23 protein-coding genes are annotated in these 21,451 nt (G+C 63.9%); 3 read left to right on the forward strand and 20 right to left on the reverse strand.

The features are described 5' to 3' along the window. Positions 1-34 precede the first annotated feature (34 nt). The 15 genes from OXK16_12800 to OXK16_12870 form a co-directional block, all read right to left on the reverse strand. Positions 35-472: a MaoC/PaaZ C-terminal domain-containing protein gene (locus OXK16_12800; GenBank protein MDE0376822.1), complete on the reverse strand. Its 438-nt coding sequence runs from the start codon at positions 470-472 to the stop codon at positions 35-37. Further along, the gene (locus tag OXK16_12805; protein ID MDE0376823.1) at positions 469-906 is read right to left on the reverse strand and encodes a hypothetical protein; all 438 of its coding nucleotides are present in this window, start codon (positions 904-906) and stop codon (positions 469-471) included. Before OXK16_12805 ends, OXK16_12800 begins: the two co-directional genes overlap by 4 nt. 17 nt (positions 907-923) lie before the next feature. Next, a complete protein-coding gene (locus tag OXK16_12810) occupies positions 924-1,676 on the reverse strand; it encodes an enoyl-CoA hydratase/isomerase family protein (GenBank protein MDE0376824.1) in 753 nt (250 codons plus the stop codon). Between the two features lie 43 nt (positions 1,677-1,719). Beyond that, positions 1,720-2,577, reverse strand: a complete 858-nt coding sequence (locus tag OXK16_12815) for an amidohydrolase family protein (GenBank protein ID MDE0376825.1) — start codon at positions 2,575-2,577, stop codon at positions 1,720-1,722. Further along, positions 2,574-3,929: a phenylacetate--CoA ligase family protein gene (locus OXK16_12820; protein MDE0376826.1), complete on the reverse strand. Its 1,356-nt coding sequence runs from the start codon at positions 3,927-3,929 to the stop codon at positions 2,574-2,576. Before OXK16_12820 ends, OXK16_12815 begins: the two co-directional genes overlap by 4 nt. Before the next feature lie 393 nt (positions 3,930-4,322). After that, on the reverse strand, positions 4,323-5,123 hold the full coding sequence (locus tag OXK16_12825; GenBank protein MDE0376827.1) for a CoA-transferase subunit beta: 801 nt from the start codon (positions 5,121-5,123) through the stop codon (positions 4,323-4,325). Further along, complete coding sequence (locus OXK16_12830) at positions 5,120-5,983, reverse strand: acyl CoA--acetate/3-ketoacid CoA transferase subunit alpha (GenBank protein ID MDE0376828.1); 864 nt, start codon at positions 5,981-5,983, stop codon at positions 5,120-5,122. Before OXK16_12830 ends, OXK16_12825 begins: the two co-directional genes overlap by 4 nt. A gap of 171 nt (positions 5,984-6,154) precedes the next feature. After that, on the reverse strand, positions 6,155-7,312 hold the full coding sequence (locus OXK16_12835; protein ID MDE0376829.1) for an MFS transporter: 1,158 nt from the start codon (positions 7,310-7,312) through the stop codon (positions 6,155-6,157). A gap of 65 nt (positions 7,313-7,377) precedes the next feature. Beyond that, positions 7,378-8,172, reverse strand: coding sequence for an ABC transporter permease (locus OXK16_12840; protein MDE0376830.1), 795 nt, complete (start codon positions 8,170-8,172; stop codon positions 7,378-7,380). Beyond that, positions 8,169-8,912 (reverse strand): ABC transporter permease subunit, encoded by a 744-nt coding sequence (locus tag OXK16_12845; protein MDE0376831.1) that lies wholly within the window; start codon positions 8,910-8,912, stop codon positions 8,169-8,171. The genes OXK16_12840 and OXK16_12845 overlap by 4 nt, the downstream gene beginning before the upstream one ends. A 68-nt stretch (positions 8,913-8,980) precedes the next feature. Beyond that, positions 8,981-9,769: an ABC transporter ATP-binding protein gene (locus OXK16_12850; protein MDE0376832.1), complete on the reverse strand. Its 789-nt coding sequence runs from the start codon at positions 9,767-9,769 to the stop codon at positions 8,981-8,983. Between the two features lie 127 nt (positions 9,770-9,896). Further along, positions 9,897-11,147 carry an ABC transporter substrate-binding protein gene (locus OXK16_12855; GenBank protein MDE0376833.1) on the reverse strand — a complete coding sequence of 417 codons (1,251 nt, stop codon included), beginning with the start codon at positions 11,145-11,147 and terminating at the stop codon, positions 9,897-9,899. Positions 11,148-11,207: 60 nt separating this feature from the next. Next, positions 11,208-11,477: an antibiotic biosynthesis monooxygenase gene (locus tag OXK16_12860; GenBank protein MDE0376834.1), complete on the reverse strand. Its 270-nt coding sequence runs from the start codon at positions 11,475-11,477 to the stop codon at positions 11,208-11,210. A 40-nt stretch (positions 11,478-11,517) separates the two neighbouring features. After that, positions 11,518-12,831, reverse strand: coding sequence for a hypothetical protein (locus OXK16_12865; protein ID MDE0376835.1), 1,314 nt, complete (start codon positions 12,829-12,831; stop codon positions 11,518-11,520). 257 nt (positions 12,832-13,088) lie between these two features. Continuing rightward, a complete protein-coding gene (locus OXK16_12870; GenBank protein MDE0376836.1) occupies positions 13,089-13,823 on the reverse strand; it encodes an SDR family NAD(P)-dependent oxidoreductase in 735 nt (244 codons plus the stop codon). A gap of 112 nt (positions 13,824-13,935) precedes the next feature. Between OXK16_12870 and OXK16_12875 the strand changes: the two genes are divergently transcribed. Beyond that, a complete protein-coding gene (locus tag OXK16_12875) occupies positions 13,936-14,694 on the forward strand; it encodes a carboxymuconolactone decarboxylase family protein (GenBank protein ID MDE0376837.1) in 759 nt (252 codons plus the stop codon). Between the two features lie 39 nt (positions 14,695-14,733). Here OXK16_12875 and OXK16_12880 read toward each other — a convergent pair whose 3' ends face one another. The 5 genes from OXK16_12880 to OXK16_12900 form a co-directional block, all read right to left on the reverse strand. Beyond that, positions 14,734-15,549: a hypothetical protein gene (locus OXK16_12880; protein ID MDE0376838.1), complete on the reverse strand. Its 816-nt coding sequence runs from the start codon at positions 15,547-15,549 to the stop codon at positions 14,734-14,736. Further along, entirely contained in the window at positions 15,546-16,442 is an 897-nt protein-coding gene (locus OXK16_12885; GenBank protein ID MDE0376839.1) for a hypothetical protein, read from the reverse strand. The genes OXK16_12880 and OXK16_12885 overlap by 4 nt, the downstream gene beginning before the upstream one ends. A 43-nt stretch (positions 16,443-16,485) precedes the next feature. Beyond that, a complete protein-coding gene (locus OXK16_12890) occupies positions 16,486-17,292 on the reverse strand; it encodes an SDR family oxidoreductase (protein MDE0376840.1) in 807 nt (268 codons plus the stop codon). A gap of 3 nt (positions 17,293-17,295) precedes the next feature. Further along, on the reverse strand, positions 17,296-18,459 hold the full coding sequence (locus tag OXK16_12895) for an acyl-CoA/acyl-ACP dehydrogenase (GenBank protein MDE0376841.1): 1,164 nt from the start codon (positions 18,457-18,459) through the stop codon (positions 17,296-17,298). A gap of 139 nt (positions 18,460-18,598) precedes the next feature. Further along, entirely contained in the window at positions 18,599-18,934 is a 336-nt protein-coding gene (locus OXK16_12900) for a carboxymuconolactone decarboxylase family protein (protein MDE0376842.1), read from the reverse strand. A gap of 263 nt (positions 18,935-19,197) precedes the next feature. Between OXK16_12900 and OXK16_12905 the strand changes: the two genes are divergently transcribed. Continuing rightward, on the forward strand, positions 19,198-19,731 hold the full coding sequence (locus tag OXK16_12905; protein ID MDE0376843.1) for a VOC family protein: 534 nt from the start codon (positions 19,198-19,200) through the stop codon (positions 19,729-19,731). Continuing rightward, the gene (locus OXK16_12910) at positions 19,728-21,410 is read left to right on the forward strand and encodes an AMP-binding protein (protein MDE0376844.1); all 1,683 of its coding nucleotides are present in this window, start codon (positions 19,728-19,730) and stop codon (positions 21,408-21,410) included. The genes OXK16_12905 and OXK16_12910 overlap by 4 nt, the downstream gene beginning before the upstream one ends. Positions 21,411-21,451: the final 41 nt, after the last annotated feature.

Genomic DNA, 21,451 nt, shown 5'->3' on the forward strand with positions numbered 1-21,451 from the left:
TCCGGCGCCATCACCCGGAAACTGTCGGATTCACTCACTTTGCTGGTGTTTCCCCGGCGGCTTCGCCGGCCTCGAGAGCGACGGTCGCCGACCCTGCCAGCGCCCGGGGCCCACCTACGACATCGAGCCAGACGTCACACTCTGCGACCTGGTATTGCCCGTCCCCGGCCACCGACGTGACGATGCCGCCGGCGACGACTCGATCTCCACCCCGGACGTTGTCGAGAAAACGAACCTTCAGAGACTGGATCCGCGCCGGGTCGCCGGCCCAGGCCACCAGCATGTCCACGACATATGCCATGTTCGTCGGACCTTGGTTGATTACTCGATCCCCCATACCGAGGGCGGCCACCACGTGGGGGTCGAAGTGGATCGGGTTCGGATCTCGCAGCAGGACGGCCATGGTCTTCATGGCGGCAGCCCGAACCTCGACCTCGTACACGGGAAGCTCGGTGCCCGCGGACACTCTCACGCTGCCCTCCTCGGGAAGACGAACGAGTTGGTCGACACCGCAGCCACGGTGCCGGTCGAGTCGATTACACGAAGCTCGAACGAGACAATGTCGAACACGCCCGCTCGCTTGCCGGTCTTGCGAGCCGCACCGGTGATACCGCCTTCGACTCGATACGTCTCGCCGACCCGCATCACCTCTCGGAACTCGAGCCCGGCTTCGCCGAACATCGGGCCGTCGGCCGCCGACGACCCGACCATCGCAAACAGCTCGTCCAGCGTGAGTCCCATGCCGCCCAGCGCGGCGTAGTAGGCGTACATCGGGTGGGCCACACCGGCGGGGAGAGGCGGCGAGCCGATGGCATCGGCCGTCAGCCAGTGCTCGTACCCCTCGATGGTGAACTCCCCGACCGGAAACTCGACACCTACCAGTCGCTCCAGGTCGTCAAGCATCATCGGGCGATCCATCGCATTCAACGACCTTCGAAGCGGGGCGGTCGCTTCGCAAGAAAGGCGGCGACGCCCTCACGGCTGTCGTCGGAGAGCAACGCCGTCACGACGGCCGTTCTCTCCAATTGGAGACCGCGATCGAGATCGCGGTCAAGACCCTCGTTCACGGCCTGCTTTATTAGCCGGACGGCAAGGGGCGCCTGGTCGGCGAGCCGGGCTGCAAGCTGACGAGCCTGACCCACGGTGTCTTCGGAGTCGCTGCCCACCGCCGTCACCAGCCCGGCGGCGAGGGCCTCGTCGGCGTCGAGTCGGGATCCGAGCATAAGCAGCTCCAGAGCCTTACCGCGGCCGACGAGCCTGGAGAGCCGCTGGGTGCCGCCGCCTCCCGGAACCAAACCGAGGTTGACCTCGGGAAGTCCGATGGTCGGCCCGCCGCGCATCATGACCCGGAAGTCCAGGCACAGCGCGAACTCGCAGCCACCGCCGAGGGCATGGCCTGTGATCGCTCCCACGGTTGGCTTTGCGAGGCGCTGAAGCCGCAAGAACGTGCTCTGAGCCTTGTGAACCCGCTCGGTCATCGGACCGGGGGAGCGGTCGTAGCTCTCCATGTCCTTGATGTCGGCGCCGGAGATGAAGAGCTTTGGATGGGCCGAGGCGAAAACGATCGCTCTGACACTGTCATCTTCTTCCAGTCGGCCGAACAATGACGTGATCTCGTCGTAAAGAGCGAAGTCGAGGGTGTTTGCCGGGGGCTTGTCGACAGTGACAATCGCCACCCGATTGTCCTTTGCGATCCGGAAGAACTCCACGCGAAGGTCGTCAGCTTCCGCCGAGGCCGAACACCTCAGCGGCGGTGGTGCGCAACAACTTCTGCTTCGCGCCTGGCTTCAGACCGAGCTCGTCGACCTGGCGCAGGGACTCCCCATGTTGGATGAGCGGATAGTCCGTGCCCCACATCACCTTGCCCTGGCCCCTGCTATTCAGGAAGTGCACGAGGGAGCGGTCCCAGTATTTCGGAGCATGGCCCGACATGGCAACGTAGACGTTGGGGTGTTTCCATGCCATCGCGACCATCACCTCGCACCATGGCCAAGCCTGATGGGCGCCCACCAGCTTCAACTCCGGGAAGTAGATCGCGACGTCATCGAGGAGTAGGGGGTGCCCGTGCTTGGAAGGCATGAACTCGGCAGAGTGACCGGTCTGGAGCTCGACCGGCACCCCGAGCTCGGCGCACTTGGCATAGAAGGGATAGAACCGGGCGTCATTGATCGGCGTGTCGAATCCATACGGATGCACGTGCCCGCCGACGAAGCCGTATTGCGTGACCGCCAACTCGAGTTCTCTGACGCCCTTCATCCCGGAGAAGGGGTCGATTCCGTAGAGCCCTGAAATCCGATCGGGGAATCGCTCGACGACTCGGGCGACAGACCCCCACGGGACGCGCACGAGCTGACGGTCTCGATAGAGATACTGCTGAAGTGCTGGAACGACCACCCTCTCGACACCTGCCGGGTCCATCTTCTGTTCTATGAACTGCTCAGGCTCGTAACCGACCATGAGGTCGTGCCTTCCCCACTGGTCGCCCATCATGAAGGACACCTCAGGGTTCTCGGTAAAAACGATCCTGATGCCTTCTTCGGTGAAGAAATTACACCAGGCGTCAATGGCACCACTCATGGTTGGGGACTCGACTTCTCTGTCTGGATCTCTAGAAGCTTCTGCTTGTGGGTGCTTCGCGGCAACGAGCCCACCGCTACGAACTCGACACGGGGACGGACGGTGAGCCGATGATGCATTGCCAGGCTAATCCGGTCGGCCAGGTGAGCCGCTGCTTCGGCGTCGCCAGCGACCGGCGACTCGACCTTCACGCGCAAAGGGGGTGTCACACGAGGTGGGGGGCCGTCGAGCACTATCCGGAGCTCGCCGCTGACCTCAGGGACGAAGCTGCTGACCAGGTCCTTCACGGCGGCCGGATAGAGCTTTACCCCTTTTACGATCAGAAGGTCGTCGACACGCCCGAGCACTTTGATTCGCTTCCCCCCGATGGGTCCTTCCGGGGCAGGTGCGGTGAATACCTCATACACATCTCCGACCGAGTACCTCAGAGGAGGGGTACCTCCCCATTCGAGGGACGTTTTGACCCGCTCACCGATCGCGCCGTCGGCTTCTTCGACGGGCTCCCGGGTGGCCGGATCGACCAATTGCGTCGAGACCGAAAAATCATCTCCCAGTACGTACATGCCGTGGTATTCGTCGGTTGGAGCCGACGCCATCATGATTCCATGGGCGCCGCCGAGTAGGTCGAAGACTCTCCCGCCCCAGCCACTCTCCAACCTCGACCGCACCTCAGGCAGGCCCGCTCCCGGCTCCCCTGCACAAACAATCAACTCGATCCCCAAGTCGGCAGCATCCATTCCCAGCGCCTCCGGCACGCGCTCCATCAAGTGCTCGGCGTAGCTCGGGGTGCAGGCGAGCACCCTGGGGCGGGTCAGCGTTAGAAGCCCCAACAATCTCTCGGTGCCGGCCTCGGCACCGATCGCTATCGGCAGCGCGCCCATCCGCTCCAGTGCTCGCACCAGCGGGAGGCCGGCCAGGTACATCGAGAGGCCGAACCCCAGAAGTACCCGGTCGCCGGGTCGAACCCCGACGAAACGTAGCGCTCTCTGCCAGAGCAAGTCGGTTGTCTTGACATCGCGCCTAGTGAAGGGATAGAACGTGGGAGAACCCGTCGTCCCCGAGGTGGAGCTCAGAGCCACGATCTTTGCCGGGTCGGCACAGAGGAATTCAGAGAAGGGGTGTCCGTGTGCCTCGAGGGACTTTTCTTGGGATTGCCGGTGGATGTCCGGTGTCACGAACACGGGCAAGGACGCAAGGTCGTCGACCGCCCGGATGGTCGCAGGATCCACGCCTGCGGCCTCGAAGCAGTTCCTGTAGAACGAACTCTTGAGACAGTACGCGATCTGGCGGCGCAACTTGGCGCTGCGTTCCTCGTCCGACGGGATGGAACCGGCCAATGTCTCTGGCTTCACTCCGCGCCCCGATCGCCCCGGTTCGGTTCAGGAGCATGGAAGGCCTGATACGTCGCCATGATGTAGCCCGTGCGATCGACCCTGCGGCAAAGTCGGCCAGCCGGGTTCCGATCCGCTCGTGATAAGTCGGTCATGCGGCTGCTTTCAGCCCGAAACGATGTTCCAAACAATCTACCAAACGTTTGGTAGTTTTTCGTGGTAGGTCTGCGTTGCGGGCGGCGTGATCTGGACCGCCATCAACGCCTCTGGCTGCGTCCTGCCTCCTCAACGTACCCTGCGGGTACGCATTCGTCAGCGAGTCCTTGCCACAGACGCCGCTGGCGGCGCCATATCCCACCGCCGCCCCACAGACCCACCACGGTGCCGCGGTCGCGCATCGGATTGCGGTCGTGTTCAGGCGAACTCGCGGAGCCGGCTGCCTGTGGGATCGACTACGTCACGTAGGATGCTCAACTCGGCCGGAGTCGGTAGGTCGGTCTCTGCGACCGTGCCGCGGGGCATCGCCACCTCGAACCCCGTTGCGCTCTGAATGTCACCGATGGTGACGCCGGGATGCACCGAGCGGAGGCGCATCGCCTTGGTGTCAGGGTGGAAGTCCATTACGCACAGGTCCGTCACGCACAGCTGCGGACCTCCGCCGAAGCCGAGCCGGCGACGGTGGTCGCCGCCGTCACCCCAACCGAGACCGCTGCGGAAGTCGACCTTCTCGACCAGCGTGCGGGGATTGTGCGTCGTCGTCCAGAGGTACACGTTCGGGATCATGCCGCCGAGATCCGCCATCCCGCCTCCTCCAGGCAGACGGACCTTGGGGTTGGCGTAGGAGCCGATGACCGTGTTGTTGACATTGCCGAACCTGTCGATCTGCGCCCCGCGAAACGCGAACGTGTTGTACCGAGCTCCTTGGGCGTAGGCCCAGAAGTCGAACGGGGAGTTGGATAGCATCGTGGCGCCGTCCCAGAGCGCGTCCGACAGGGTGGACTCCGGAATAGCGGGAGGATCGGCGTCGATCGCGATCGAGCTGGCGGCCCACACGAGGCCGGGTGCGTGCGTCTTGCGCGCCAGCCGGTATGCGCAGACCGGTATGAAGCTCGCGGCGCCGTTGAAGGCGCGCGTGTCGTTGGTGAACTCGCGAGCAAGCGTGACGACCATCAGCTCGTCGACCGTGCAGTCGGCTCCAGGTATTTCGCGACTCACGAGGCCCTCCTCGTGATCGCGAGGATCGTCGCCGCGCCACCGTTGGCCTCGAGAAATCCTGCCTGGTCGTCCGGAGCGGTGATCCGGTCGTTCCAGAACCGTGCAAAACGGTCGCGGTGGCGCGAAGCACCCAGGTATTCCTGAATGAAGTCTTCATGGTGGGTATAGGACGGGTAGTTAGATGTCGGGTAGGCGCCCCAAGGTGCGTGAACCACGGCGTCGATCATGAAGCGCGGGTAGGTAGTGCGCTCCGGGGCATCCGTGAACGACCTGCGCGGTGCGACCGCCTCCACGGTCACGACGGTCGCCTCGGCGGCCCTCACGAGGTCGGAGTCCATCCAGATGAGCTTCGGGTCGACACGCGTGTTTCCGTCGGCGTCCGCAGCATGGGCATGAACGACGGCGACGTCGATCGGCAACGGTGTACACGCTACGTAGGCCTCTCCCGTTACCCGATCGGTCTCCAGGCGGGTGGTGTCAGGGTGCAAGGCGAGCACATCGGTACCGATCCCGGCCTTGGTCGGGACAAAGGGGAGGCGGTGCGCGGCCGCCTGGAGCCGGCAGATCAGAAGATGCTCCGAGTACTCCTCGACCTCGATGTCACCTGCTTCGGCCGCTCTGCGGAAGTTCGGAGCCAGACCGAGGCCTTCGAAGCTGACCAGTCCGGTGACCACTTTGTTCACCTTGCCCGAAGCTACGAGCCAGTCGACCGCCATCGACCCGACGATCGACACCACGGTCAGGTCCCGGGCATCGCTCCGAATCAGTTCACGTACAAAGCCCATGGGAGCGCTGTTCATCGAAAGCCCACCGATTCCGATGGTCGCACCATCAGGAACGAGCGACGCAGCCTCTCGCATGGAACGAATCTTCGACACCTGCCCCCCAAGCATCGGGCGCTAGCCCTGATTCTTCATGGTTCCCGTCACACTTACGTACATTAGGCACGTCAATTTCATCGATTGACTCCTGCCACTCCAACACCGGGCAGGTGAAGGTCGCGCCAAGTGTTGCGGTTGGCAGGATGCCGGTCAGCCTCCGGCGCCGGACCGATCCGCACCGACTTCGACCGCCGCCGCACCCTCCTTGCTCATGCCGGTCAGCTGCCATCGGGCCGCCAGCATGGCGACCGCCGAGATGCTCGACATCGCAGCGGCGGCCAGCCAGGCGGCCTGAAAGGAATAGATCTCGATGATCTGACCCATCACGATCGGGCCGAGCGAAGCACCGATGTACGTACCCGTGAGCGCAACGCTCGTGGCTCGCGCCGGAGCCCGCGGGAAGTGCTTCACAACGCTGTAGTTGAACAGCCCGTTCCAGCCCCATCCTGCCCCGAAGGCGAGCATCGCCGCAAGCGTGAGCATCCAAGTCCCGGTGCCTGTGAGCGCTCCAAGGCCTGCGGAACCGACCACAAGAAGCAATGCGACCCCTCCGAGCCCGCCCGCCTTGCGAGCGTCGGCCCACCAACCGGCCAGAAGCCGGACTACCAGTCCCGTGACGCTTGCCGCGGCGAGGATCAAACCACCTGCTCCGGGGCTGACACCCGAGTCGACGACGGAAATCACCAGGAACGCGCTGAGGGCCGACGCCACCGATGCTGCCAGAAATGCACCGACCGCCATGAACACGAGCGGCCGCATCTCCAGTTCCACCTTTCCGGATGAGCGTCTCGAGGCCACGTCGGCGGAGGCGCGCTGCGATCCGGGCACCGCCAGGGCCACGCCGCCCGCGATCACGCCCGCACCGACGAACACCCCTCGCCAATCGCCGTTGACAGCGAACAGCGGCACTGCAAGGCCGCTCAGCATGGCCGCAGCCGGTATCGCCGAATGTTTGATGCCGAAGACGAACCCCTGACGGCTCGCCGGCACTTCTCTGGCGAGGGCCAGATTCACCGCAGGCTGGCCGATCGCCATGGTGAGGCCTCCGAGCGAGATGAGCGCTGCGAACGAGAGCCAGGAATGGGCGAGTGCCGCTATTCCGAACATCGTCACCGCGCTCATCGCCGATGACACCCGCATCGCGGCCGGCCAGCCGATCCGGTCGGCAAGCCCGCCGATCGTGACCGAGCTGATGGCCGACAGGCCGAAGAATCCGCCCAAGGCGATCCCGAGGGAGCCGGTGTCGAACCCGAGCTCGGGGAGGATCCTAAATGCGAGCGCGCCGGCGAGAAAGGGCGGGAAGGTCATGACCATCGTGACCGCAAGCGCCGGGAGGAGGACTCGTACCGAGCCGATTCGTTCGCGCCGGCTGCTCAAAAGGCTGCGGCGGCACCACCACCGATGGTTTCCGGGCTCCGTCCGAGCAACCGGGGACCGTGTCGGGCGATGACGAGGGTCGCGATCAGCGAGATGACGGTGACCACGAGGCACGTCGTGAACGTGCCGGTGAGGTCGAGGCCCCCTGTCGATGAGACGATCAGGAACCCGAGTCCCTTGCTACCGATGAAGATCTCGGCGACTATCGCGCCGACCAGCGCATACGGTGCCGCGATCATCATCGCCGCCAGGATGAAGGGAACGATGGACGGCAGTATCACCATCCGGATCACCTGGAAACGCGTCGCCCCCATGACGCGCATGCTTGCAACCAGGTCGCCTTTGACACTTTCGACACCCGCCCTCGTGTTGTAGAAGAGCACGAAGAAGGTCATCAGGACGACGAGTGCCACCATCGGCCTGAACCCGAATCCGAACCAGAAGAGCACCACCGGGAGGAAGGCGATCCGGGGCATCGTGTACGCCCCGCCGAGGATGGGGTCGAGCAAACGTGACAGCGATCGCTGCAGGCCGAGCATGATGCCGCACACCACGCCGATGGCCGTTCCGATGAGAAGGCCGAGCCCGGCGATCTGGAGAGTTGCGAGGATATGCGGGTAGATGAACCCGCTGGAGAACCACTCGAGCGTCCGTTCCGCGATCAAGGAGGGCTTGCTGATCCAGAGGGTTCGAATGTACCGATCTGACACCCACTCCCAGCCGCCGAGGAACACGCCCAGCACTATCAGCTGGTAGAGACGGATCCGCCACATGGGGGCCCGCTCGATCATCGCTGCATCGCCGCGGCTACATCGACGCCGGCGGAACGCCATGGCAGCACGGCACGCTCCAACCAGCTCACGAGAGCGTTGAGCCCCACACCGACGACGAGCAGAACCGTGAGTGCGGCAAAGAGGCCGGCGCTGCTGTAGGAGCGCGCAGATGTGAGTGCGAGGAAGCCCAACCCTCTCACCGAGGCAATGAACTCGGCAAACACGGCCGCGCGCAGCGCGAACGGCACGGCGTGGCGCAGCCCGGTGATCAGGAAGACTGCGCTGGCCGGTAGGACCACGATGCGGAACACGTCCAGGCGCTTCGCTCCCATGACGCGCATGGCTGCGACGAGGTCGCCTTCGACGTTCTTCACACCTTCGAACGTATTGAAGAACATGAGGAAGAAGACAACCACGGCGACCAACACGACCTTGGGCATGAGAAACACCCCGAACCACAGGATATAGAGAGGGATCAGAGCCACCTGGGGAAAGCTGTAAGCCACCGTCGCGAACGGACGGAACACCGCAGCGAGGGTGGGGCTGGAGCTCAGTATCACGGCGACGAGCACTCCGAGAACTACCCCGATGACCAGGCCATATACGATCTCAGCCATCGTGGTGAGGACATGCTCGACGATGTAGCCGGTCGACACCCATTCCCACAGCCGCTCGGCGACGTCGGAAGGCCGGCTGATGTAGAACGGCTCGATGATCGTACGGCCGGCGAGGTCCCAGGCGACGACGATGCCGGCCACGATCAGGAAACGCGCGAATGTGGTCCCTGACCTACTCGACAGCACCTGCGGCTCCAGTCGGATGTGTATCAGCGACCTTCACCGCTGGCTTCTTCCTGGCTGACGACCTCATGGCGTAGCGTCGCCCAAATCCTGTTGTACAGTTTCAGGAATTCGGGTGAGCTTCGGATGGTGTCGAAGTCGCGGGGACGCTCGAGTTCGACCGGCAGGTCGAGCACTATCCGGCCGGGACGCTTACTGAACACCACGATGCGGTCGGCGATGCTGATCGCCTCGGTCAGATCATGGGTCACATACACCACGGTGGCTCGCGCCTCACTCCAGATCCGGAGCAGTTCTTCTTGCATCACGAGTTTGAGCAGTGCGTCCAGGGCCGCGAACGGCTCATCCATCAGCAGCGTGTCGGGCTCGTAGATCAGCGTCCTTGCGAGGAGGACCCGTTTGCGCATACCGCCCGAGAGTTCGTCCGGGTGATGACGCTCGAACCCTCCGAGCCTGACCTTCTCGATGGCCTGCGACACCAGGGCGGCCCGCTCGGACTTCGGGACGCGCCGGATGTCGAGCGGCGCCGAGATGTTGCCCTCCGTCGTGCGCCACGGGAGGAGCGAGTCCTTTTGGGTCATGTAGCCGACGGAGGTGTTGATGGCCGTGACCCGTTCGCCGTTGTACTCAACGACGCCCTCTTCAGGTGCGAGCAATCCCGCGATCAGGTTGAGAACCGTCGACTTGCCACACCCGCTCGGACCGATGAGTGCTACGAACTCGCCGTCGTTGATCGTGAGCGAGAAGTCCTTGACCGCGTCGATTTTCTCGCCGTCTTTCTCGAAGGACTTCGACACGCCCGTTATCTTGATCATGGATACCTCACAGCAACGCGAGCAGGTCGCAGCCGCAGGCTACGAAGGCTGGTCCCCACCGGTGTCGATGGGAGCCGGCGCCGAGCGCCGGCTCCCATCATCAACCCTCTGGAGGGTTACCGGCACGTCACTTGACGTCTATACCCAGTTCCGTCGCGGCTGCGATCACTAGTTCATTGGTGACGACCGCGGTCATCAGGGTTGTGTTGTGCTCTTCTTCGGGTTTACCGATGTTGAGGATGTATCTTCCCTTTTCGAAGCCGTCCTCGCTGAAGAGGATCGACGGCTTGAGCGAGTCGTAGTCGATCTGGAACGACGCGTCGAACGCCGCCTGCTCGAGGTCGGGGAACCGTGCCCGGGCGATAGCGCGGGCGTCGTCTTCGTTCGCTAGGGCCCAATCCCGGGCGCTGAGGACCGCCCGCAGGAACGCCTGTACGGTGTCTGGATGCTCCAGGATGTAGCTGTCGGTCGTGAAAAAGCTCGCCCAGTTGACGGCTTCGAGCTCGGACAGAACCCGGAAATCGATCGTCACCGCCCCCGGTTCCAGAGCCGCTATCTGCGTCTCGGGAGGAATCCAGAAGAACGCGTCGATCTCACGAGCCTGGAACGCGGGCAACAAAGCGCTGCCCCTCCCCAGGGGAACCAACTCGACCTCAGATGAGGTGTCGATGCCTCGTTGCTCCATGGCCCCGATCGCCAGAGTCGTCGTCGTCGACCCGGGCCGGCCCGTGCCGATCTTGAGGCCCCGCAGCGCTTCGAACTTCTCATCGATCGTAGAGTCCTCGGTTATGCCCGCAGCAGCGGCAGCCTCGGGCGAGATGATGCCGAACTCGTTCGGGCCATGCGAGAAGCCGAAGATACCGCGGAAGTCGAGGCCCCTCGTCACCGCTCTGATTCCGTGCTGGGTGCCCAACTGGGTGAACGCGACCGATCCGCTGGCAAGAGCAGAAAACAGGTCAACGCCGCCTCCCAACTCGATGCGCTCCAACTCGAGACCCTCAGCCTCGAAGAAGCCGGCATCCTCCGCTACGAAGAACAACAACTCAGACATACCACCAAAACCGGCCCAGCGCACCTTCGGCTCGGACAGGGGCACCGGTGGCGGTGGCGGCGCCGTCACTTCGACCTCTACGGTCTCGGTGACGACCTCGGTGACGACCTCGGTAACGATTGAAGTCACGGTGATGGTCTCGCCCGGGACCTCGACCTCGACTATCTCGGTGACCGTCTCGCCCGGGACCTCGACCTCGACCTCGACAATCGAAGTGACCACCACAGTCTCCGGAGGCGCATCGTCGCCCCCGCAGGCCGCGGCCGCCAAAACGAACGCAACTCCCAGGATCAAGAACCTCCAAGGACCTCTGATTCTCCTAGACATCAATGTCGTCTCCTTCCCTCGTCTTCCATACTTCGGCAACCATTCCCATTCCGTTCTCCCTCACTTGCGCGGATCGTCTGCCTGAAGGATTCTCATGATCCGGCGATTCGTCGCCGGTCGGAACTCGGAAGCCAGTGTGTCGAGCTTCTGCCTGGCATCACTGTCGATGTAGGCCTGAGCGGCGGCTTCGGTTTCCCAGAACGTAAGGCTGACACCCTCTCGGGCGTCCGGGTCGTCGAACGTGTAGACAGCCACGAACCCAGGAATCTCCTTCAGTTTCGGCACGAACTCGGGCCACAACTCGCGCCGGGTGTCACCATCGGGATCCACACCGTACTGATGCAGAATCACGTACTGAGGCACACCCGATTCAGTCACTGGCCCCCAGCACCCCTTCCACTATGAGCTTGAGCTCACCGATAGTGATATAACCCTCGGCTCTGCCCATAAGAGCATCCTTGGTGCGGTTCCGCACCTCTTCAAGGTCTTCATCGGAGCACTCGAAGCCGAGCTCTCCAATGAAGTCAGCAATGATCTCTTTGTGCTTGTGCAGGCCCTCGGGCTGGATGTAGTGGATCTTGCCGAAGACGTTCGGTCCTATCACGCTTTCGAATGGTTTGCCTAGTACCTCACCGGCAATCGCCATCGGGCTCTCCGGCGGATCGTCGGGGTCGCGGTGGCCGTACCCCTCCTCCATGTTCGCCTGCCAGCCGATGATGGGCTTGATGGCGTCGCTGATGTGGCCGCCGAAGGCCTTCTCGACCTCCTCGGCGAGCGGAAGCAGCTTGTCGAGGCGCACTCCGGCGTCCCAGCCGTATGCATAGAGGGCGCATGCCACCTCTTCGAGGGCCGCCGTGCCTGAGCGGTCGCCGACACCATTCATCGCCGCGTCGATGAAGTCCGCGCCGGCTTCGGCAGCCGCGAGCGAGTTCGCCGTCGCCATCCCGAGGTCGTTGTGATGCTGGACGTACAGGTTCACGTCGCCGATCGTTTCCTTGATCTCGCGGCAGATGAGATACGAGGCTCTCGGGTTGCTCTGGCCTCGGCTGTCGTAGATGTAGATACCCATGGCACCCGCGTCCACTCCGGCCTTGCAGAACAGTTTGATGGTCTGGATGCTGTGCCGGAACGAGTCGGGGAAGCTGAAGATGATCTGAGCGTCTCTCTCTACGCCGTAGCTCACGGTCTCGTGGATCGCGTCGACCACCTGACTCTTGGTGAACGGGCCCTTTGTGAAGTCGCTCCAGTAGCTGATCTGCGGGTAGTAGGGGAACGTGACGAAGGTGTCCGCTTCGCACGCGAGGTGATCGTCGTACCGCTTCTTCCAGTCGCCCTGCTCGAGAGGCAGCACGTGGGCGATCAGCTTGTCGCAGATAGGCGTCTCGATGCCTCCGCGCTTACAGGCTCTCACCCAATCCTTGAGCTCTCGCGGTGACAGTCCGATCGGAGTCGTGATCTCGCCGACACCGAGTTCGTCGAGCAGGTGCGCCAGGCGAATGCGCGCCGCCCACGAGAGGTGTCGGCCAACCATGTCTTCACCCTCACTGAGGGTGCAGTCGATGATCTTGACCGACCGCCCCTTCGCAGCAATTGCGTCCTGGATCTCCGAATCCCAATACGCCGGTACTGAGAAGTACTCGCGTGGTTTGTGCCAAGGTCCCCAAGAATGGTCCTGCAACGTCACTACCTCTCCTTCTCCTTCCGCGCTTCCCGCTAAACCTCAGTTGGGCCGTCCGGCACTCCGGCTGGTCCAGTGACCTGCTCGGGGGCGCGGGACGGACTCGGCATCAGGATATACCTGCATGGGTCCACTAGGTCGGGCTGGCAGCCTTTTTCGCGGTCTCTCGCGTCCCCGAATCGGGAGACGCTCAAACATCTCGCCGTCGAACAGACCGATACTTCAGGGAGAGCCCTCGCTCAGCACCGGTGCGCCGACGAACGCTAGCCCTCCAGTTCGGCGGGGCGAGGTAGCAGCTCGAGGAGCGCCGCGCTCAGCCCGCCATCGACGTAGATCGTTTCTCCGTTTATGTACGAAGCCGCGTCGGAGGCGAGAAAGGCGATGAGTCCGGCGACGTCTCGAGGTGTGCCGATCCGGCGTGAGGGAACGGCCGCGGCGCGCGCCGCACGTCTCGCAGGGTCGTCGTAGATGGCGGCAGTACCGGGAGTGGCGATGAGACCGGGGGCCACCGCGTTACACCTGACGCCACGAGGCCCCCATGAGATGGCTGTTTGCTCGGTCAGGGCCACCACCCCCGCCTTCGAGGCCGAATAGGACCCCGCGCCCGAACCGACCACGGACGCTGCGATCGAGGCCACGTTGACGATCACCCCGCCCCTGCCCAGCATCGCGGTGCCGAAGTAACGGGTGCAGTGGAACGTTCCGCGCAGGTTCACGTCGAGCACTCTCTTGAATTCGGCCGGATCCACTTGCTCCAGCGGGGCAAACCGCCAGATGCCCGCGTTGTTGACAAGAACATCTACGGGCCCGATCGCATCAGCGGCTCGCTCGACGGCCGTGGGATCCGCTACGTCGCACTCCCATATCCCGGGACCGGGCTCCAGGTCAAGACGGAAGACCTCGTAACCCTCCCCTTCGAGAACTTCGGCGACGGCCATGCCGATTCCGCGGCCGGCACCGGTAACGACTGCCTTCTTCGGTACCACGGTCCCTCCCATCTTCGAGGACTGCCGAATCGTAAGCCTCGAGCGAGCGCTCCACCACCCGAGGACTGTAGGTTCCTCCTAAGAGGCGGCGGCGAGAATGAACCGTCGATCCGGAAGGAGGAAGATGGAGGCGACATCGCCGGCGGGCGCCGATCGGCTGCAAACTTGGTTGGGCTCCCCGGACTGGCTCGAGGGCCTCGTCGCGGCCCATCCGGTCGCCGCCGAGGGGCTCGCCAGACTCACCGATGCCGCAACCGGCGACGGTTCGTTGCCGGCCCCGGTCAAGTGGCTCTATATGGCAGCCATCGGATCCGTGAAGCTGGAAGACGATTTGATCTCTGTCTGCCTGGAGCAGGCGTTCGCGTCGGGCTTGAGCAGGGACCAGGCCGATGGCGCCGCGCTGACCCTTCTGGCCTCGCGCGGGATTCCGCCCTACCGGAGGTTCATCGCCACGGCCGATCAGCTGGTTCCTCGCCACGGGGCCGGAACGAGCGAACCACCGGCCGGCACGGTAGATGTCGACGAGGCGAAGGCATATGCCTCGTCCGTGTACGGAAGGGTGCCCGATCGTATCCGGCTGATGGCCGATGAGATCCCCCGCGCTCTTGAGGGCCACCTGATGCTGCGGCGTTCGGGACTGCGTGACACCGGCCTCAGCCCGTTGCACACCGAGCTCTTGCTCGTGGCCATCAACAGCTCTCTGCAGGAGCCGGAGTTCGTCGCTGCGCATGCGGCCGCCGCCCGAAGGGAGGGCGCCTCGGATACCGAGCTGGCGGAGGCGGCTGCAACGGCGGTGCCGTTCGGAGGGTTGGCAGCGTGGCATGCGGGAGCTGCCGGCATCGCGGCATCACGCGGCCGGCCCGAGCAGGGGGCAGGCGCCTGACACACGGGGCAGGTGCTGTCGGATAGCTATACTTCTAGGTCAGGGCGCTCGAAACTCGCGCTTACGCATCCCATCAGGGTCGATGACCTCACGGATGAGGCGTACCTGCTCTTCGGTCGGCTCCGGGGTGGTCGGCACATCGGTCGGGATGACCAGTTCGAACCCGGTGGCGGCGCGTATGTCGTCCACGGTGACGCCTCTGTGGGCCGACCTGAGGCGCATCCGCTTGCTCTCCGGCTCGAAGTCGAGGACGGCGAGGTTGGTGACAACCGCCTGTGGCCCCCCCGTCAGGCCCACATCCTCGCGCTCGTCACCCCCGCCCAGATACCCGGCTGCCGAGATGAAATCGACCTTCTCGACGAGGCTGCGAGGGCTGTGATTCGGGTTCCAGTAGTAGAGGAGCTTGCCGAGCGATCCCATGTCGCCGAGGCCCGCCGTACCGGGCAAACGCACCCTCGGAGCGTGAAAGTCGGCACCGATCACCGAGTTGTTGGCGTTGCCGTACATGTCGAGCTGAGCGGCTCCCACACAGAACTTCTGCAGCCATCTCCCGTTCATGGCGTAGTTCCAGAAATCACCGTATTGCTCCATGTACATGACCGAATCGCTCCAGAGTTGCGATTCGAGAGTCGAGGCGGGCACCCTCGCCGGTTGCGGGTCAAGACCTGTGGCCGACGCCAGCCACACAAGGCCGGGTGCGTGCGTGAGTCGGGCCAGCATGAAGGCAGACACCGGTAAGAACGATGCCATTCCGTTGCATGCCTGATCGCCGTCCTCGAAGAAGCTCGAGAGCACGCTGATCATCAGCTCGTCGACCGTGTAGTCGCGCGCCCTCTGGTGCGCCTCCCCGCTCATACGCCCTCCTTGCCACGCAAGTGGCTCATCATCGCCACACCCCCGGCGGCGCTGAGGTATTCGGCGTGTGACCGCGGGCCGAGTACGTGCCTGCGGAAGAACTCCTGCGCCGCGCCGTCGTCCCGCGATACCTTTGCCCAGGCGAGATGGAAATCGGAGTCGTAACGGTATTCGGGGAAGAACGAAGTGGGGTGGGCACCGTACGGAACCTCGACGACGGCGTCCACGACGAACCCCGGAAGCACCGTGCGGTCCGGGTTGCGTCTAAGAATGTCGGATGAGACGATCTCCTCGGCCGTCACGATGACCTTCCTGGCGGCCTTCGGGAAGATGCCTATATCCGGCCAGAGGGTCGTCGGTTTGTATTGCACGTTGCCCTCGGCGTCGACACGGTGGGCGTGGACGAGCGCGACGTCCGGAACGAGGGCGCGGCATGCCACGACCGCAGTACCGCCGAACGGATCCTCGACCAGCCGGAGGTTGTCGGGGTTCTGGCTGATCAGATCGGTTCCGATCAGGCCGCGGGTCGGAAGATACGGCAGGTTCCGGGCGCCGGCGCCGAGGCGGGCGTTCAGTGCGGTCTCGGAGAGCTCTTCGACGCGCACCCGGCCGGCTTCCACGGCCTTGCGGTAGCGCTGACACAGCCCGAACTGTTCCATCGTCACCGCGGCGCCGATCAGCCGGTCCATGACACCTGCGAAGGAGAGCCAATCGACGGCGATGCCCCCGACCAGGACCACGATCCCCAAGCCGCGCTTCTCCTGTCGTATGAGTTCACGCACCGCCGCCATCGGTGCCGCCTGGGTAGCCATGTTCTGCAATGCGACGACGTCGCCGTGCTGCACATGGGTAGCGATCGCCTCTTCGATCGACGTGACCTTGTTACTCGCCAATTCCCACGCTCCTCGAACAGCCTCGTCGCCCAACTATCTGCGCTCAGACCACCTGGATGAACTCGAGGCCGCCGTGCACCTCCAGCACCTGGCCGGTGACATAGTCCGACTCGCTCGAACTCAGGAACGCAACTGCTGCCGCGACATCCTCCGGAAGCCCCGGCCGCCCTATCGGAATCTGTGCCTCGATCTTCGGAATCACTTCCGCGGGGATTCCGAACCGCCCGGCGTCGTCGCGGGGACCGGAGAGACGGGTGCCCTTGATGTACCCCGGCGCGATTGCGTTGACGTTGATCTTCTGCCCTGCCCACTCCCGAGCCAGGGACTTGGTGAGTCCGATGACACCGGCCTTGGCCGCCGAGTAGTTGACGTTGGCCGCGGCGCCGTAGATCCCGTTGATCGAGACGATGTTCACCACTTTCCGGTGATAGCGGATCTCGCGGGCGTCCTTTCGAAGCAGCCTCGCCGCCGATCGGCACACGTTGAACGTCCCGGTGAGGCACACGTCCACCACGAGATCCCACGTCTCGTCCGGCATCCGATGAAGCCAGTCGTCTGCGGTCAGGCCGGCGTTGTTGACGACTATGTCGAGCCCTCCGAACAGTTCGCCGGCAGCGCCGACCATCGCCTCGGAATCTGTCGGGTCGGTAACGCTGCCACCCACATCGCCGGCAGCCCCTCCGGATCGCCTTATCTCGTCGGCGGCTCGGCGGGCCACGTCGGCGTCGCGGTCATTGATGACGACCTTGCAACCTTCCGAGGCGAGGCGCGACGCGATGCTCAAGCCGATGCTTCGCCCGCCACCGGTAATCAACGCCACCCTTCCCTCGAGGCCTCGGAGGCTGCTCATCGGCTAGAAGGATCTCGGCATTCCAAGAGCCTCGGCGATGGAATTCCTTGCCATCTCGTTGGCGATAGGGCCTATGCGGTAGAGCCTTGCATCCCTCCAGTAGCGCTGAGGGTTGGTCTCGTACGCATACCCCATTCCTCCAAACATCTGCAGGGCCAGGTCGGCACACTTGCCGGCGTTCTCCGAAGTCACGACCTTGGCCATGTTGGACTCGAGACCACATTCGAGGCCCTCGGATTGGCGCCAGGCCGCATTGAATGTCATCAACTCGGCCTGGGACTGCATCATCTTCATGTCCGCGATGTAGTGCTGGAGTACTTGCAGCTGCTCCAGCCTCTTGCCGAACACCTCTCGGGCCGCCAAGTAGTCCAGGGCGTCTTCCAGCACGCCGTCGATGATCCCGACACAGAGCGCGGCGAGCATGATCCGTTCGTTGTTCAGCGTTCCGAGGCTCTGTTTGAACCCGTTCCCCGGCTCGCCGAGAACCAACTCGTCGGGCACCCACGCGTCGTCCAGCCACACCTCGCACGACCCGACCGAGCGCATCCCGATCTTCGGGATCTGGCGCGTCGTCACGCCGTCCTGTTTCCCGGGCACCAGGAAAAGTGTGGTACCAGCGCTCTTCTTAGCGGTGACAGGCGCGGTGCGAGCCAGTAGCAGCAGGTAGTCCGCAACGTGGGCCGCGGTGGACCAGATCTTCTGGCCGTTGATGACCCACCCGTCGCCGGCGCGGACCGCGGTCGTCGTCATCGCGCCGAGCAGGTCGGTGCCGCCCGCAGGCTCCGTGTATGCAATGGCGAACTTGATCTCGCCCCTGGCGAGTCGGGGAAGGAGCTCCAGCTTCTGCTGCTCTGAGCCACAGAGCCCGACCGACTTAGCCCCGGAGAACGAGGAGATGCCCCACACCCACGTCAAGCCTGCCAGGGAACGGGCCAACTCGCGGCAGAGAATCATCTGGCTGATGATGTCTCCGCCCTGGCCGCCGTACTTCTCGTCGATCCCGATCGCATGGAATCCCGCCTCGGTGAACTTGTCCCACAGCTCGTGGGGAAACTCGTATTCCTGTTGTTCGAGGCGGTTGGCATACTCTTTGGGTATCTCTCTGTCCACCCAGTGCCGCATCGATCTACGGAAGAGCTCTTGTTCTTCGGTATAACCGAAATCCACGTCAGCCTTCCTTACCGGCTATCGATCCCCATCGAGAACTGCCCGGCCCTCCATCAAACAGCCGGGCGGAGATCGCCGTCACTCACTCGTCCAATCTACATTCGTAGCCTACCAAACGTTTGGTTGGTAGTCCTGGCAGCTAGCTCTCGTGACCCTTGAGAGCGGCTGCGATGTGGGGCGCCGACGCGATGAGCCGGGGTACGCCGACAAGGGTGACGCCGGCGGCGACCGACCCCCACACGTCGTCTACCGACGCGCCGGCGGACAACGCCCGCGTGACATGAGCCCGGAACGACGCCGCAGGCGCGCCCAGCGCGACCAGGGTGGCGATCCGGACCAGTTCGATCTCCCGCTCGTCGAGGGAACTGCCGGCCTCGCCGGCGACTCGCGCGTCGCGTAAGGCTGAGATCAGGCCCGGAACGGTGTCGAGGCCTTCCAGCTCGGTGGGGACGGCAATCGGCGTCGCTTCTGACACGTTGGGTACGATATCAAACGCGATTCGAGCCGGAGGCAGTGTGCTGGCGCAGCAATCCGACCGCTCTCAGCAACCCGTACACGGTCTGAGCCTGGCGGTCTCGGAGGGTACTGAAGAATGTCCAGATGGCCCGATAGCCGGAACGGAACCCCGGGTAGGAGCTCCGCGGGCCAACCAATCCCCGTCTTTTTCAGCACCCTCCTCGTGGACGTCGGCCTTACCGAAGGATCGGCCGGCGACACAGCCGGGAACAGCGCACGGGCGTGGTCGCTTGGGATCCGGCGATCGCTGAGGCTCCCGCGCTTTCGTTCGACCACATCGCTCTCGCGGTTCGGTCTCTTGACAAGGCGGTAGTTCTCGTTCGGGATATCTTGGGCGCGACCTTCGTCAGCGGGGGAGACGACGAGAGGCTCGCCATGCGATCTCTCCAATACAAGCTCGCTCCGGGAACCAAGATCGAGCTTCTCATGCCGCTCGACGACGAAGGGGTGATCGCGCGGTTCATCGATAGATACGGCGAGGGCTTTCACCACGCCACCTTGTTCTTCGAGGACATCGAGGCGCTCCTACCGCAACTGGAGTCGGCAGGTTTCGAGGTCACCGGCACCGACCTTTCGAGGCCCACGTGGCGCGAGACGTTCCTCCGCCCGAAGAGCGGCTTCGGCGCGTTGTTCCAGTTTGTGGACAGCAATCTCGACTGGGGCACCCCGGTCCCGGGCATCACGGAGGAGGCCGTCCTGAGCGGGAAGGTCGTCTGGAAAGGCAACCGGCCGGTTCTCCGAGGCTCCGCCGGATGATGCGAGGCCCCCCGGTTGAGGTGACGACCTGGGGAGGTCTCCTCGTGGCGGCGGCGCAGCGGTGGCCGGACCACGTGGCCCTGGCCTTTCCCGACAGTCGCCTCAGCTACTCGCAGCTGCTCACGAGGGCAACCCGGCGGGCCCGGTCACTCCGTGCGCTCGGGATCGCGGCCGGGGATCACGTTGGATTGTTCATGCCCAATCTGATCGAATACGTAGAGATTCTCTTCGGCGTTGCCCTCCTCGGGGCCGTTACCGTTCCGATCAACGCCAGGTACAAGGAACACGAACTCGGTTACATCATCGAGAACGCGGATCTCGACATCCTCATTACCACTGACGTGGCTGCTGATCGCGTCGATTTCGTCGAGCTGGTGCGAGTGAGCCTTCCCGGGATCGGCGAGATGGCCGACGCCACGGAACTCCATGTCTCCTCCGCGCCGCGCCTGCGTTCGGTTGTGGTCTTGGGGGCATCCCAGCCGCAAGGAATGCTCTCGCAGCGACAGTTCGAAGCGGCCGCAGAGGGCATCAGCGAGGAGGAAATCGAGCTGCTCGCAGCGAGGGTGGCGGTGCGCAGCGTGTGCATCATGATCTACACGTCAGGGACCACCGACCTTCCGAAAGGCTGTCCTCTTACTCACGAGGCCCTGGTGCGTAGTGGTCGCGCCATGAGCCGGCAGCGCTACCTGTTGACCGCCGACGATGTGTTCTGGGACCCGCTACCGATGTTTCACATGTCGGCGATTCTGCCGATCACCGCCGTGTTCGATGCCGGCGCCACTTTCCTGTCGATGACGCATGTCGAACCCGACGCCTCGATCAACCAGATCGTGGCGGAGCGACCGACCGTGTTGTTTCCTTCCTTCCCGACGCTGACCACGGCGCTCATACACAATCCGAGATGGGGAGAAGTCGACCTGACCCGAGTCAGGGTGGTCAACAACGTGGCCTCGCCCGACATGCTCAGGGCGTTTCAGGCCGCATATCCCGACGCCGTCCAGGTCAGCGCGTACGGTCTTACCGAAGCCGCCGGGGTGGTCTCCTTCAACGAACTGACAGATACTCTCGACCAACGCTCGACCACGTGTGGGCGTCCTTTCTCGGGGATCGAGATCCGTGTCGTGGACCCGGAAACGGGCGTGCCACGAGGTGTGGGCGAGCATGGTGAGATCAACATCCGGGGTTACTGCCTCTTCGAGGGCTACTACCGGGACCCGGTCAAGACGGCGGAAACGATGGATGCCGACGGGTGGCTTCACACGGGAGATCTCGGCAGTCTCGACCTCGACGGGCGTATCAGCTACCACGGGCGCCTCAAGGACATGCTCAAAGTCGGAGGTGAAAACGTCGCCGCTGTCGAGATCGAGTCGTATCTCGGCACACACCCGGCGGTGAAGATCGCGCAAGTCGTGTCTGCGCCGGATCCCAAGTATGTGGAGGTACCCGCAGCCTTCGTCGAGCTCCATGACGGCTCCGAGATGACGGCCGACGAGCTCATCGAGTACTGCCGCGGCAAGATCGCCGGCTTCAAGGTGCCCCGCTACGTGCGCTTCGTAACCGAATGGCCAATGTCCGCGACGAAGATCCAGAAGTACCGGCTTCGGGAGTGGATCCAGGGCGAACCCGATCGTGGGGAACACTCAGCGCTAGGATCCTCCCGCACAGATCGAGGAGCGTAGGTCCCGCCGATCCGGGGACCTGGCAGTGAGACGAAGGAGCT

It is taken from the genome of bacterium, assembly GCA_028821235.1.
GTDB lineage: Bacteria > Actinomycetota > Acidimicrobiia > Spongiisociales > Spongiisociaceae > Spongiisocius.